This window comes from Brachyspira suanatina (genome assembly GCF_001049755.1).
In the GTDB taxonomy this organism is placed as follows: domain Bacteria; phylum Spirochaetota; class Brachyspiria; order Brachyspirales; family Brachyspiraceae; genus Brachyspira; species Brachyspira suanatina.
Genome location: NZ_CVLB01000001.1, coordinates 308,628 through 323,104, shown reverse-complemented (window position 1 = coordinate 323,104; position 14,477 = coordinate 308,628). Strand labels below are relative to the sequence as shown.

10 protein-coding genes are annotated in these 14,477 nt (G+C 29.1%); 2 read left to right on the top strand and 8 right to left on the bottom strand.

All coding sequences use genetic code 11. The features are described from left to right. Positions 1–13 precede the first annotated feature (13 nt). The 5 genes from prfA to BRSU_RS01440 all read right to left on the bottom strand — a co-directional run bounded on the left by prfA (position 14) and on the right by BRSU_RS01440 (position 7,518). Positions 14–1,090, bottom strand: a complete 1,077-nt coding sequence (gene prfA, locus BRSU_RS01460) for a peptide chain release factor 1 (RefSeq protein ID WP_041177460.1) — start codon at positions 1,088–1,090, stop codon at positions 14–16. Between the two features lie 79 nt (positions 1,091–1,169). Then, positions 1,170–2,789, bottom strand: a complete 1,620-nt coding sequence (locus BRSU_RS01455) for a hypothetical protein (RefSeq protein WP_048593442.1) — start codon at positions 2,787–2,789, stop codon at positions 1,170–1,172. 140 nt (positions 2,790–2,929) lie between these two features. Next, positions 2,930–4,144 (bottom strand): FprA family A-type flavoprotein, encoded by a 1,215-nt coding sequence (locus BRSU_RS01450; protein ID WP_048593441.1) that lies wholly within the window; start codon positions 4,142–4,144, stop codon positions 2,930–2,932. 43 nt (positions 4,145–4,187) lie between these two features. Next, complete coding sequence (locus tag BRSU_RS14720; RefSeq protein WP_083997851.1) at positions 4,188–6,107, bottom strand: acyl-CoA dehydrogenase family protein; 1,920 nt, start codon at positions 6,105–6,107, stop codon at positions 4,188–4,190. Between the two features lie 64 nt (positions 6,108–6,171). Then, entirely contained in the window at positions 6,172–7,518 is a 1,347-nt protein-coding gene (locus BRSU_RS01440) for a butyryl-CoA:acetate CoA-transferase (protein WP_048593440.1), read from the bottom strand. Between the two features lie 729 nt (positions 7,519–8,247). On the opposite strand from BRSU_RS01440, the gene BRSU_RS01435 reads away from it, so the two are divergent. Both BRSU_RS01435 and BRSU_RS01430 read left to right on the top strand, forming a co-directional pair. Then, a complete protein-coding gene (locus BRSU_RS01435) occupies positions 8,248–9,864 on the top strand; it encodes a peptide ABC transporter substrate-binding protein (RefSeq protein WP_048593439.1) in 1,617 nt (538 codons plus the stop codon). 87 nt (positions 9,865–9,951) lie between these two features. Beyond that, positions 9,952–11,538: a peptide ABC transporter substrate-binding protein gene (locus BRSU_RS01430; RefSeq protein WP_048593438.1), complete on the top strand. Its 1,587-nt coding sequence runs from the start codon at positions 9,952–9,954 to the stop codon at positions 11,536–11,538. A 398-nt stretch (positions 11,539–11,936) separates the two neighbouring features. Here the strand turns inward: BRSU_RS01430 and BRSU_RS01425 are convergent, their stop codons facing one another. From BRSU_RS01425 to clpX, 3 genes are all read right to left on the bottom strand, one after another. After that, positions 11,937–12,500: an energy-coupling factor transporter transmembrane component T family protein gene (locus BRSU_RS01425; RefSeq protein WP_048593437.1), complete on the bottom strand. Its 564-nt coding sequence runs from the start codon at positions 12,498–12,500 to the stop codon at positions 11,937–11,939. Then, positions 12,500–13,063 (bottom strand): elongation factor P, encoded by a 564-nt coding sequence (gene efp, locus BRSU_RS01420; RefSeq protein WP_048593436.1) that lies wholly within the window; start codon positions 13,061–13,063, stop codon positions 12,500–12,502. Before efp ends, BRSU_RS01425 begins: the two co-directional genes overlap by 1 nt. Positions 13,064–13,145: 82 nt before the next feature. After that, a complete protein-coding gene (clpX, locus tag BRSU_RS01415; protein WP_048593435.1) occupies positions 13,146–14,378 on the bottom strand; it encodes an ATP-dependent Clp protease ATP-binding subunit ClpX in 1,233 nt (410 codons plus the stop codon). Positions 14,379–14,477 lie beyond the last annotated feature (99 nt).

Below are 14,477 nucleotides of genomic sequence, written 5' to 3'. Positions count from 1 at the left end.
AACTCATAAAGTATTAATCAGAATATGAAGCAAGCATATCCTCTTGCTCTTTTTTAAATAATGCATCAGTTATCTCTGTAATTTCACCATCCATAAATCTATCTAATTTATAAAGAGTAACATTTATTCTATGGTCTGTAACTCTGTTTTGAGGGAAATTATAAGTTCTTATTCTTTCACTTCTATCACCTGAACCAATCTGTTCTCTTCTTTCCTTAGCTTCTTTTGCCTTTCTCTCAGCTTCTTCTTTCTCATATATTCTAGCACGAAGGACTTTTAATGCCTTTGCTTTATTCTTATGCTGGCTCTTTTCATCCTGACACTGCACAACTAATCCTGTAGGCAAATGTGTAATTCTAACAGCACTATCAGTAGTATTAACAGACTGTCCACCAGGTCCGCTTGAACGGAATATATCAACTCTTATATCCTCATCTTTTATAACAACATCGCTTTCCATAGCTTCAGGCATAACAGCAACTGTAGAAGCTGATGTATGTATTCTTCCTCCTGACTCTGTAGCAGGTATTCTCTGTACGCGATGAGTTCCGCTTTCAAATTTTAATGTTCTGTAAGCATCTTTTCCTGATACCGAAAATATAACCTCTTTATATCCTCCAAGCTCTGTAGGACTAGTATCTATTATTTCCATTTTTAAATTAGTTCTTTCTATAAAACGAGTGTACATTCTAAATAAATCGCCTACAAATAAAGCAGATTCATCTCCTCCTGTACCTACTCTGATCTCAACTATAATATTTTTTCCGTCATTCTTATCTTTAGGAAGTAAAAGAAGTCTAAGACCATTTATTATATCTTCTTTTTTTTGATTAAGTTCCTCTATCTCTAGTAATGCCATATCTTTAAGCTCTTTATCAGTATCAGGATTATTAATCATTTCATTAGATTCATCTATTTCTTTTAGTACCACTTTTAATTTTTTATATTCTTCAACAATATCTTCTATTTCTGATTTTTTTTTCATCAAATCCTGTATAACTCTATTATCTTTTATATTAGCATCATTAAGTTTCTGCACTATATCTTCATAAGTTTTTTCTACCAATGACAGTTTATCAATTATTGACATAAAATAAATTTCACTCCAAAAAATAAGTATAATTATATACAAATAATGATATTTATCAACCTATTATAACTTTTGATAATTATTTACTTACACTATTAAAATTAGCTTTAAAATCTATATTAATATGAGTATAATTAGAATTAATAGTAGAGCCTATTATTATACTGTTAGGATAACTCCAAGTCCTTAGAGGTATATTAAAATATCTTAAAATATCCTGAGATTTTGCAAGCTGTATTGTAAATATATAATCAGGATTTATATTTTTTGATATTTGAGATTTTATATATGTGTCTAAAGATTCCCCATCATAAACACTGTCTATAATAGTTTCTATAGACTTTTCATTCTCGCTTACAAAATATACTTTATCTATAAAAGTATAATAGAATATATTTCCATTATTTAAATCATAAGAATATATATAATGATTATTATAATTTCTTTCTTTTTTAAGCAGATTAGGATATTTTTCTAATAATGCTATTTCCAATTTAGGAAGCAAAGCAGTATCATTTTCTATATTAAAAATCATAACAGGATAAATTAATTCAGATCTTTTTGACTCTATATATGCCACAGCCATCTCACCATATAAATCATTTATAATGCTTCCAAATGAATAAACATCATTCATCTTTGTGAATAAATTATATAGTTCAGAATACAGCTTATTATTATGATCCATTTTCAAATCATTATACATTATAGGATAAAGCCCTGCCAAATATGATTTTAATCCAAAATACATAACAGTTCTTTCTTTAGGCAAATAATTCTGTATATCTATCGAGCCCTCTAAACCATAAAGAGAATATCTTTCAGATCCTCCGTATTCATAATCCACAAAAATATCCATTAATCCATTATCATTATTTATCTTAGCATTTCCATATATGGTGTATGCATTATTGAAATATTGTAATGGTGTGAATAGTAAAGAACCTTCACATTTATTATAATCAAAAAGCTGTTTATTAATATAGAATGATATATCAGAGTCATATTTATTTTCAACTTTATTAAGTAATTCTACATCATTAATACTGCCAGCATCAGAATTTAAAAAATCAATTAGTTTTTTTATATGGTTATAATTTTTTGTAATTATCAAAAGCCCCTTATAAAAGCTAAAAAATAAATAAGGATTTCCATTATCTAAAGCATATATTTTATTTCCATTATAATTAACTTTTTTTATTTCATAAGCAACATTATCTATAGTTAAACTTTCAGGACTAAAAATTGAATTAAATATAAAAGAATTTAATCTTCCTATATCAAATAAATAAAAAATTTCAGAATTATATAAATTTCCATTGTATCCCCAAAAAAGCAAAGCAGCATTTCTTTTTAACATAGGTTTAGAAGCCATCTTAACAAAAAAATTATCATTTGTTCTTAATCTATCTGCAAATGCATCTGCTTTTCTAAGTAAAATAGAAAAATCATACATAGATTCATCATGTGATATTCTATAAGCATATATAGAATCAGAAAATTTAAGTATACTTTTATCAAGACTTTTAACACTTACATAAGCAATATTATCTTTTGGCATTTTGACTTCAGACATATCTTTTTCATGAAGACCATAAGGAAAATAACCAAATATAATAAATAGAGAAATTACTACAATTAATATAATAGATAATATAAAAAATAACTTAATCTGTCTTTGTCTTTTAATACTTACCATAAAAAATTATTTCCTTATTTACATTATCTATATTATTTTTATCTTCGTCAAAATTTAAAAATGGTTTAATAAAAAACCGATTCAAGTTTTCACCTGAATCGGTCTTTATCAATATAGATTAATAAATAATTATAGTATTATTATTTATTAATAGATTCAACTATAGCGTCTACTAAAGCGTCCATTTCACCAACGTTAGCAGCTTTCATAGAAGAAGAAACTGAAACTTGAGCATCTAAGATTTCACATTGTTTCAAGTTGTTTTCAATGAATTCTTGCATTAAAGCACCAGATTTAGGAGCCCAAGAACCATTTTCTATGATAGCAAACTTACGTTTTTGAACGTTAAGAGCTCTCATATCATCTAAATAACTATGCATTGGAGGATAAATATTAAGGTTGTAAGTAACAGAAGCTAATACAACGTGGCTTAATTTGAAAGTATCAGCGATCAAGTAAGAAACGTGAGTGCTAGATACGTCATGCATAGCTATATTAGTAACACCTTTTTCAGCTAATTTAGCAGCTAAAACGCCAACCATATTTTCAGTATTACCATACATAGAAGCATATACGATTAATACACCTTTTTCTTCAGGCTCATAAGTACTCCATTTGTTGTATTTATCAAGAATATAACCTAGATTGTTTCTCCAAATAGGTCCATGTAAAGGACAGAACATTTTAATTTTATCAATAATTCCGCCAGCTTTTTTGAGCAAGTTTTGTACGTGAGGGCCATATTTACCAACGATGTTAGTATAATATCTTCTAGCCTCATCTAACCAATCTCTGTCGAAGTTAACTTCGTCATTGAATAATCTTCCGTCTAAAGCGATGAAAGAACCGAAAGCATCAGCAGAGAATAATACACCATTAGTAGTATCAAAAGTAACCATAGCTTCTGGCCAGTGTACCATTTGAGCAGCTACGAAAGCAACTTCGTGTTTACCGAATTTTTTGCTGTCGCCTTCTTTTACTTGTTCTTTTTTGTCTTCAGGAATAGTGAAGCCAAACTGATCCATGAACATGAAAGCTTTTTCAGTAGCTATAACTTTAGTTTCAGGGTGTCTGATTAAAACTTCATCTATAGAAGCAGCGTGGTCTGGTTCCATGTGGTTAATAACCATATAGTCAAGTTTTTTACCATTTAAAACATATTCTAAGTTATCTAAGAATTGTCTGCAAACAGCCCAGTCAACTGTATCAAAAAGAACTGTTTTTTCATCTAAAAGAACATAAGAGTTATAAGAAACACCTTTAGTTAAAGGGTGTACATTTTCAAATAGAGCCAAGCGATGTTCATTCGCTCCAACCCAATATAAATCTTCAGTAACTTTTCTAACGCAATGCATTATTTTTCCTCCTCAAAAAATTATTAATAATTAAGTTTATATTTTAAGCCTTAATGAAGTTAGCTTTTTCTTCACTACATTCAGGACATACCCATTCATCTGGAAGAGCTGTAAAGTCTGTACCTGGAGCTATTTCAGATTCTGGATCACCAATAAATGGATTATACTCATAACCACAACCGCTACATACATAGATTTTAGGTAATTCGATTGTTTTCTTAGGAGTAATCTTTTTCATTTTCTTATATGGTACTTCTGCAGGTTTCTTAGCACCAGTATCAAGAGCTTTAGTTAACAATGGAAGGATCTCTTTAACATCTCCAACGATACCATAGTCAGCATTTTTGAAGATTTTAGCAGAACCTTTAACGTTGATAGCTACGATGATAGAAGCGTTTTTGATACCTTTTAAGTGTTGGTTAGCACCTGAAATACCGCAAGCTATGTATAAGTTACCATTGAATTTTTGACCTGACATACCAACATATCTGATGATAGGTAAGTATTTCAATTCTTCAGCAACAGGACGAGAACAACCTATAGCAGCACCAGCAGCTTTAGCTAAGTCCTCAACAAGTTTCATATTTTCTTTAGCACCGATACCTTTACCAGCAGAAACAACTCTTTCAGCATTAACAATAGGAGTATTAATATCAATACCTACAGAGAAGTCGATTCCATCTTTCTTAAGAGCAGCTACTAAAGCGTCAACTTTATCTTGAGCTGAACCTTCTTTGAAGATGATATTTCTTCTTTCACCAGTGATAGGACCTTTTTTAGCCATAGGACCAGCAGCAGCAACAGGAGCTTTAGGCATTTTACCAAGTATAGCAGCAGAAATAACAACTTTTTGTATTTCGCTTGTACCTTCATAAATAGTACAGATCTTAGCATCACGATAAGCTCTTTCTACTATATAAGCACCTTTAATATATCCGTTACCACCATGGATTTGAAGAGCTTGGTTAACAACTTCCAAACCTATTTCAGAAGCATATAATTTAGCCATAGCAGATTCAGTACCATAAGGTTCATGTCTGTCTTTCATAGCAGCAGCACTGTAGATAAGAAGTCTAGCAGCACGTAATTTAGTAGCCATATCAGCAAGTTTGAAAGCGATAGCTTGTTGCTGAGCAATAGGACGTCCGAACTGTATTCTTTCTTTAGAATAAGCTACAGCAGCTTCATAAGCACCTTGAGCGATACCTAATGCTTGAGCAGCAATACCAATACGTCCGCCGTCAAGAGTTTGCATAGCAATTTTGAATCCTTGTCCTTCTTTACCAAGCAAGTTTTCTTTAGGAACTTTAACGTTATCGAAAAGTAACTGAGCTGTAGCAGAAGCACGAATACCTAATTTGTCATATTTTTCACCGAATTCAAAGCCTTCCCAGCCTTTTTCAACGATGAAAGCACTGATACCTTTTGTTCCGATACCAGGAGTAGTAACAGCAAATACTACATAGCTTTCAGCTTCTATAGAGTTAGTTATGAATATTTTCTCACCATTTAATATATAGTGATCGCCTTTTAATTCAGCAGTAGTTTCTGTACCGCCTGCATCAGATCCAGCTTCTGGTTCAGTTAAACCGAAAGCACCTAATTTTTTACCTTCAGCAAGAGGAACTAAATATTTTTTCTTTTGCTCTTCAGTACCGAAAGCATAGATAGGATAACTACCTAAAGAACAATGAGCTGATAAAATTACGCCCATACTTCCGTCTACTCTTGAAAGTTCTTCTACAGCTATAGCATAAGCAATATTATCAAATCCTGCTCCGCCGTATTTTGTTTCAAAAGGCAAACCCATAATATCTAATCCGCCTTTACCTAATTGTTTTACAGCTTCTGTTGGGAATTTACCTGTTTGATCGTGCTCATGAGCTATTGGAGTTACAACTTCTTCAGCCCATGCTCTAATTTTGGCACGAAGTTCTTCATGCTTTTCTGTTGTTTTAAACATTTGCTTCTCCTTTAACAATATTATTTAATTAATAGTATATAAAAATGATCAACAATATTCAAATTTATTTGTTACTCTTTCTCCAAATTTTTGCTTTTTCTGCTTCTTTTATTAATCCGTCTCTCAAATCAGGATGTGCTATGGAGATTAAAGCCTCAGCTCTCTGCCAAGTAGTTAAACCTTTTAAGTTTACTTTACCATACTCTGTTACTACATAATGAGTGTTAGCTCTAGTATCTGTAATTACTGTACCATTAGCAAAACTTGGAACTATTCTTGATTTTAATTGTCCGTCTTTTCCTGTTACTGTTGAAGATAAACATATAAAGCTCTTACCGCCTTTAGATAAATAAGCACCTAATACGAAGTCTAATTGTCCGCCTGCACCGCTTATATGTTTGAATCCTGTTGATTCAGCACTTACTTGTCCAAATAAATCTATTTCTACGGCATTATTTATTGACATAAAATTATCTATAGAAGAAATTACTCTTACATCATTAGTATAATCTACAGGAGCTGATAAACATTCAGGATTATTATGTATATAATCATATAATTTCTTAGTACCAGCACCAAATGCATAAGTTTGTCTGCCTCTGTCTATATTCTTTTTAGAACCTGTAATTTTTCCTGCTAAAGATATATCAACAAAAGCATCAACATACATTTCTGTATGAACACCTAAATCTTTCAAATCAGATTCAGCTATCAATGAACCAACAGCGTTAGGCATACCCCCTATACCCAATTGTAAACAAGCACCGTTAGGTATTTCTTCTACTATAAGTTTAGCTACTGTTTTATCTACTTCTGTAGCTCCGCCTGCTGGCATTTCTTTTATAGGAGTGTTGCTTCCTTCTACTATCATATCTACTTGATTAATATGTACAGCTTCTCCGCCTATATTAGCAGCGCCTAAACATCTTGGCATATTTTTATTTACTTCCACTATTACGCATTTTGATCTTTCTATTAAAGCTTGCATATGCGAAGCATTAGGACCGAAATTGAAATAGCCATTTTCATCCATTTCTGATACTTGGAACATAGCTACATCTATTCCTCTTGGTAACTCTCTATAATATCTAGGCATTTCTGAATAACGAATAGGATCATAGAAACAAAAACCTTTATCAACTGCTTTTCTTTCTAAACCTGACATATGCCATGAATTCCAAGTGATATGTTTTTCAGGATTTTCTATCTTAAAAATTTCAGGCTCCCACATTAATATACCGCCTCTGAAATTAAGATCTGTTAATTCAGGCAATCTTTTTGCTAAAGCTTTATCCAAATCTATTACTGTAGCAGTAACCCAGCCATAGTCAATCCAGTCACCAGATTTTATAACTTTAACTGCTTCGTCAGCAGTTGTTAATTTTTGTTTATATAAGGCTTTGAAATCCATGAAATACCTCCAATTAATTTTTTAATAGTTATTTTAATAAACTCTAGTATAGTAAAATTAAATTCAATTGTCAATTAAATTTTCATTTATAGGCATTTTTTTTAATTTTATTTTAAAAAAAATTTGTTTTATTTAATTTTTATTTAGAAACTAATATTAATAAATATTTATTATTGTGAATAAAACTCATATTAAATATTAAAATATACAATATAAAAATATTTTATATCAAAATAATGTTATTTATACAAAACTATATAGTTCTATACTGTTTATAGCTAAATTTCTATTGTATATACATACAATAAACATAACTTTTTAATATAAAATCATAGAATTTATAAAAATTATAAAAAGACATAAACAATTAAAACAATATAATTATACCAAGTATATGTATAATTACAGATATTAATAAAATAATAATGAATAAAATATAAAAGCTAATAAATAATCAAATTTCTAATTAATTACTTACACTGCTTTTTAATGTATTTTTTATACTATAAAATAAAAATTACAATACAATAATTTTATAATAAAAAATCATTAAAATTAACACTTAAACACATAATATAAATAACTCATATTATATACATAATAAATAATATTTATTATAACTAACAATGAATTATATTAATACAATTATATTATATATTGAGAATTATATTGACTTTATAATAAATAGATATAATATTATCTTACTAAGAGTATTTTAGGAGGAAATTTATGAATATAAAAAAAATATTATTTATTTTTACATTGCTTATAATAATTTCCTGCAATAGAAAAAATTCTATGATAGATCCAACTAGAGATATAATAATCAATATGGGAAGCGAACCTACAACTATAGACCCAACACTAAACTCTATAGGGGTAGTAGGTACTTATATATTACATGCCTTTGAAGGACTTACAAAAATAGATAAAGATAATAATATTATTCCTGGTATGGCAGAAAAATGGGATATTTCTGAAGATGGTATAACTTATATTTTTTATTTGAGAACTAATGCAAAATGGTCTGATGGTAAGCCCGTAACAGCATATGATTTTGAATATAGCTGGAAAAGAGCTTTAGATAAAAAACTTCATTCTTCATACTCATATATGCTCGATATAATAAAAAATGCAAAAAATATCAATCTTGGTATTATGAATATGAATGATTTAGGAGTAGAGGCTATAAATGATAATACATTAAAAGTGATATTAGAAACTCCATCTTTGTATTTCATAGATTTCTTAGCATCTGCTGGAGTATTTCTACCATTAAGAAAGGACATAATAGAAAAATATGGAGATGAATGGACTTTAAAACCTAAAACTTATATATGCAATGGACAATATATACTCAAAGATAGAATAGAAAATGAAAAAATAGTATTTGAAGAAAATCCATTCTATTATGATAAAAGTGAAATAATAGCAAAAAGACTTACTTTTATACCAAGTGCTGATATTTTTGACATGGTAGAAAAAATTTATAAAAACGAATTGCATTTTTCAGCTTTGGAACCTTCTCCTGAAGAGATAGCATACCTTACAGATAAGGGGTATATTAGAGCAAACGATGCTATAGGTACTATTTATTTAGAATTAAACATAACAAATGAGGCATTAAATGATAAAAGGGTAAGGCAGGCATTATCATTAGCTATAGATAGAAAATATTTAGTAGAAAATGTAGTTAAAGGTTCTCAAACACCCGCAGGAGCATTTGTACCTACTGCTTTAAAAGGAGAAAGAACATATTTTAGAGAAGAATCATCAAATTTTATAGATATTGATAATTATGAAAAAAATGTAATAAAATCAAAAGAATTAATGGCTGAGGCTGGATATCCTAATGGTGAAAATTATCCTACTTTAGAGTTAAAAGTATCACCTGGATTATTTTATGAAGTAGGAAAAGCTATACAAAAAATGTGGAAGGATAATCTTAATATTGATGTTAACTTAATCGAAGAAGAATTTCCTGTTACATTATTATCTCTTACAAAAAAGAAGTATCAAATTGCAAGAATGGGATGGACTGGAGATTATCATGATCCTATGACTATGCTTGATATTATGGTTAGTTACGGAGGAGTTAATCATTCAGGATTTTCTAATACAAAATATGATGATTTAATAACAGAAGCTAAAACAACATACACAAACAATTATTTCAGAATGGAAAATATGAAGCGGGCTGAGGCTATATTATTAGATGAAATGCCTATTATACCTTTATATTATAAATCTGATTCTTTTATAGTCTCTCCTATTCTAAAAGATATTGTTTTAAATCCATTTGGAAGGCATAGATTTAATTATTGTTATTTAGATAATAATAATTAAATAAAATATATTTTATTATCAATATAAATTTGTACTTTTTATAATTTTATACTACAATATAGTATCTTTACTAAAAGGATAAATAAAATGAAAAGAATTATACTTTCAATAACTCTATTATTATTTTTTATATTTTCTTGTTCAACTAAGAAAACCACAGAAGACTCTATAGTTGTATCTTTAGGAGGAGAAGTTGCCACTATAGATCCGCATCTTAATACAGCAAGTGCTGGAACAGTTTATATTAGACATTTCTTTGAAGGTCTTATGAAAAAAGATAAGGACGGAAAAATAGTAGGCGGTATGGCTGAAAACTACAAAATGAGTGAAGATGGAATTACTTACACATTCTATCTAAGAACTAATGCAAAATGGTCTGATGGTATCCCTGTTACTGCTGATGATTTTGTATATAGCTATAGAAGATTTGTAGATCCTAAAACAGCTGCTCCTTATGCTTCACTTATGGCTCCTGTGAAAAATGCATTAAAAATATCAAAAGGCGAAGTTAATGTTGAAGAATTAGGAATAAAAAAGATTGATGATTACACTATAGAAATAACATTAGAAAATCCTACCGCATATTTCTTAGAACTTTCTGATATGTTTGTACCTGTTAGAAAAGATATCATAGAAAAATATGGAGATACTTGGGTTTCTAGTCCTGAAAGTTATATAGGTAATGGGGCTTATAGAATGACTGAAAGGGTAAGAGATGACAGAATAGTTATGGAAATTAATACAAACTATTATGATAAAGATAAAATAGTTGCTAAAAAAATTACTGTTTCAATGATAGCCGATAAAAATACTGCTTTAGCTGCTTTGAGAAACGGTCAAATACATTTTTCTAATTTAGTACCTACTCAAGAAGTTGATAATCTTCAGAAAGAGGGGTTAATTATTATGAATCAAGCTTATGGTACTGTATTTTTTGAAATGAATCTTACAAATGAAGCATTGAAAGATTCTAGAGTCCGCAGAGCATTGGCTCTTGCTATTGACAGAAACTACATAGTAGATTCAATAAACAAATCAGGACAGAAACCTGCTGGTGCTTTTGTTCCTCCTTTAATCAGTGATTATGAAGGTGAATTCAGAGCTAAAGGAGGAGATTACATAAGCGTACAGAGCAATGATTATCAAAAAAATATAGAAGAAGCTAAAAAACTAATGGCTGAAGCTGGATATCCTAATGGTGAAAATTATCCTGTTTTAGAAGTGTTAGTAGCAAATGATGGAAACGTTGTTATGGTTGAAGCTATACAGCAAATGTGGAAAAACATTGGTGTTGATGCTGTTATAGTACCTAGAGAATGGGCTGTTATACTTCAGAGCTTCAGAGATTTAAGCTATCAAATGGTGCTTAGCGGTTGGACTGGTGATTACAATGATCCTATGACTATGCTTGAATTATATTTAAGTTATGCCCCTAGTAATCCTGGATACAATAATCCTGAATATGATAAACTTGTAGAAGGTTCAAAGCAAATAGTTAATCCTCAAGAAAGAATGAAAGTTCTTCATGATGCTGAAAAAATACTTATGTATGATATGCCTATAATACCTATACATTACAGAGCAAATGCTTTAATGGTTTCAAAACAACTTAAAGATTATAAACTTGATCCTTTAGCTAAATATAGATTTGATTATGCATATTTAGAAAAATAATTTTTAAATTAATTAAAATATCAAAAAGGAAATCAGTTAAACTGGTTTCCTTTTTTGTTAAAATCAATTACATACCCCACCCATTAAATTTGATATCAACTTTAAATTACAATCTATAATCATATACAAGTCCAAATAAGAAAGAGCATACCCCACCCTAGCTTTGATTAGATTTATTATATTTCTCACCGCATGGTTAGCAAAATTTATAATATAATAAAAATTGTATTTATAACTTGATTTAAAGTTTTAGCTTAACTCACCGTGCGTTGAATAGACAAAAAATCTACACTCCGCTTGGGTGGGATACTGTAATATCTGAATTAAACAATAAAAAATAGAAAAACTAATATTAAAAATAGAGCAGTAAATATAAAGGGCGGGGAATGAAAATAAATCTATTTTTTTAAATTTCTATAGTGAGAAATAAGCATATCATAAGGATAAAGCCTAAAAGAATCATTATAAACATTCTCAAGTAAATTCTTTATTAAATTAAGTTTTTCTTTAAAAGTTTTATTTTTATCTCTTATTTTAGCGAACTCTGCGAAAAATGATTTTCTAACTATTTTCATAAAAATACTAATTCTTATCATCTCATCAAAAATATAACCATTAGGAACTTTTAACTTTTTTATGATAATAAAGAAAATTGATAATAAATAGAGTACAGAAGCTATTCTAATAAAATATATGATAGTGAAATCTGCTCCTACTTTATCAATATAGAATCCAAATAAATTATAATACTCACCCCTGGAATTTAAAGCCTGAATTATGAATATAGCTAAGAAATAAGGTATTAAATACAATAGCTTTTTTATAGTCATAAAAATAGATTTAGTAAATATTATATGAAGTATAAAAAAAGCTATTGCAATATATATCAAATAATTAACTTTTATAAAAAATATAGTTATTAATAATAATAAAGCTGAAATGATGTATAGTATGTAAAGCATTATTTATTTACGCGTTCAACATAGCTGTCATCTCTAGTATCAACTTTAATTTTATCGCCTATATTTATAAATAAAGGTACATTAACCTCTATACCTGTTTCAAGTTTTGCAGGCTTTAAAGTAGTACCAGTAGTATCGCCTTTAAATCCAGGTTCTGTATAAGTAACCTCTAATATTACATGAATAGGGAAACGTACTGCTGTAACTTCATCATTAATATATTGTAAATCAACTTCACAGCTGTCTAATAGATAATATTTGCTCTCTCCTAATATATCAGCACTTACATGAACTTGTTCATAATTGTCTAATATCATAAATACATAACTGTCACCTTCTTCATAAAGGTACTGAGCTTTTTTATATGATAAATCAGCTTCTTCAACACTTTCTGTAGAAGAAAAAGTTTTTTCTATCATATTTCCTTTAAGCATATTTTTTAATTTTGTCTTAACATTTGCCTTTCTTTGCTGTGCTCTGTGAAAATGTGCATCTACTACTAAATAAGTTTCTCCGTCTAAAATTATAGCATCGCCTTTTCTTAAATCATTTACTGGTAACATTAAAAACCCCTATATAAAATTTATTAATTTTTAGTTTGTGAATTATATTTTATTAAAGATAAAATTTCAATATTGATAATCATTACTCATCAATACCTAATTTTTCATTAACATATTTTTTATCAAGCTCAAATACTTGCTTTTCTTTGCTTTCATCAGGCATATCATACATAGTATCAAGCATAACTCTCTCAAATAGTGCTCTTAAACCTCTAGCACCTGTATGCTCTTCCATAGTCTTTTTAACTATAGATTTTAATGCCTCATCATCTATTTTTAATTCTATATTGTCATAAGAAAATAATTTCTGATACTGTTTAGTTAAAGCATTCTTAGGCTCTTTTAATATTTTTAAAAGCTCCTCTTCTTTAAGCTCTTCTAAAGTAGCTATAACAGGAAGCCTTCCTATAAGCTCCGGTATAAGACCGTATTTAACTAAATCCTCAGTAGCAATATTTTTCATTATCTCATCATAATTGAGATTATCCATAGAATTAACTTCAGCAGCAAAACCAAGTCCTTTTTTAGAAGTTCTCTCAGCAATAGACTTTTCTATATCAATGAAAGCACCTCCACATATAAAAAGTATATTAGAAGTGTCTATATGAAGATTATCTTGATGAGGATGCTTTCTTCCGCCATGAGGAGGAACTGTAGCAACAGTGCCTTCAACTATTTTTAATAATGCCTGCTGAACTCCTTCACCTGATACATCTCTTGTTATAGAACGTGATTCACTTTTACGAGAAATTTTATCTATCTCATCGATATATATTATTCCTTTTTCAGCTAATTTTATATCTCCATCAGCATTCTGTATAAGTCTTAAAAGTATATTCTCAACATCATCACCAACATAACCAGCCTCTGTTACAGTAGTAGCATCAGCAATAGCAAAAGGCACATTCAAAGCCTTAGCTAAAGTTCTTGCTAATAATGTTTTACCGCTTCCTGTAGGCCCTATTAAAAGCACATTAGACTTCTCTATTTCAACATCATTTTTATCTTCAGCATTCTGTGTTATTCTCTTATAATGATTGTAAACAGCTACAGACAATACTTTTTTAGCATAATCCTGCCCTACAACATATTCATCAAGTAATGCTTTAATCTGTTTAGGTGGAACTATTTTTATATCATAATCTTTTTCTTTAGATTTTTTCTTCTGCATATTCATATTGAAATAATCATTCGCTATAGCAGAACAATCTGAACATAAATATCCTTCATTGCCTTCAATATATCGATTCAATTCTTTTAATTCTCTTCCGCAAAGAGAGCAAACTTCTTTCTTATCATTATTCTTTTTAGACATATTTCTCCAATATAAATTGTATTATTTTTTATAAAAATAACAATAATTTAAATTTCATTAGCATATTCTATATTATAATAAAACTATTGCAATAAAAAA

Bases quoted from the DNA above. Each gene is read 5' to 3' on its own strand.
- prfA (WP_041177460.1), bottom strand. From the start codon at position 1,090: ATGTCAATAATTGATAAACTGTCATTGGTAGAAAAAACTTATGAAGAT.
- BRSU_RS01455 (WP_048593442.1), bottom strand. From the start codon at position 2,789: ATGGTAAGTATTAAAAGACAAAGACAGATTAAGTTATTTTTTATATTA.
- BRSU_RS01450 (WP_048593441.1), bottom strand. From the start codon at position 4,144: ATGCATTGCGTTAGAAAAGTTACTGAAGATTTATATTGGGTTGGAGCG.
- BRSU_RS14720 (WP_083997851.1), bottom strand. From the start codon at position 6,107: ATGTTTAAAACAACAGAAAAGCATGAAGAACTTCGTGCCAAAATTAGA.
- BRSU_RS01440 (WP_048593440.1), bottom strand. From the start codon at position 7,518: ATGGATTTCAAAGCCTTATATAAACAAAAATTAACAACTGCTGACGAA.
- BRSU_RS01435 (WP_048593439.1), top strand. From the start codon at position 8,248: ATGAATATAAAAAAAATATTATTTATTTTTACATTGCTTATAATAATT.
- BRSU_RS01430 (WP_048593438.1), top strand. From the start codon at position 9,952: ATGAAAAGAATTATACTTTCAATAACTCTATTATTATTTTTTATATTT.
- BRSU_RS01425 (WP_048593437.1), bottom strand. From the start codon at position 12,500: ATGCTTTACATACTATACATCATTTCAGCTTTATTATTATTAATAACT.
- efp (WP_048593436.1), bottom strand. From the start codon at position 13,063: ATGTTACCAGTAAATGATTTAAGAAAAGGCGATGCTATAATTTTAGAC.
- clpX (WP_048593435.1), bottom strand. From the start codon at position 14,378: ATGTCTAAAAAGAATAATGATAAGAAAGAAGTTTGCTCTCTTTGCGGA.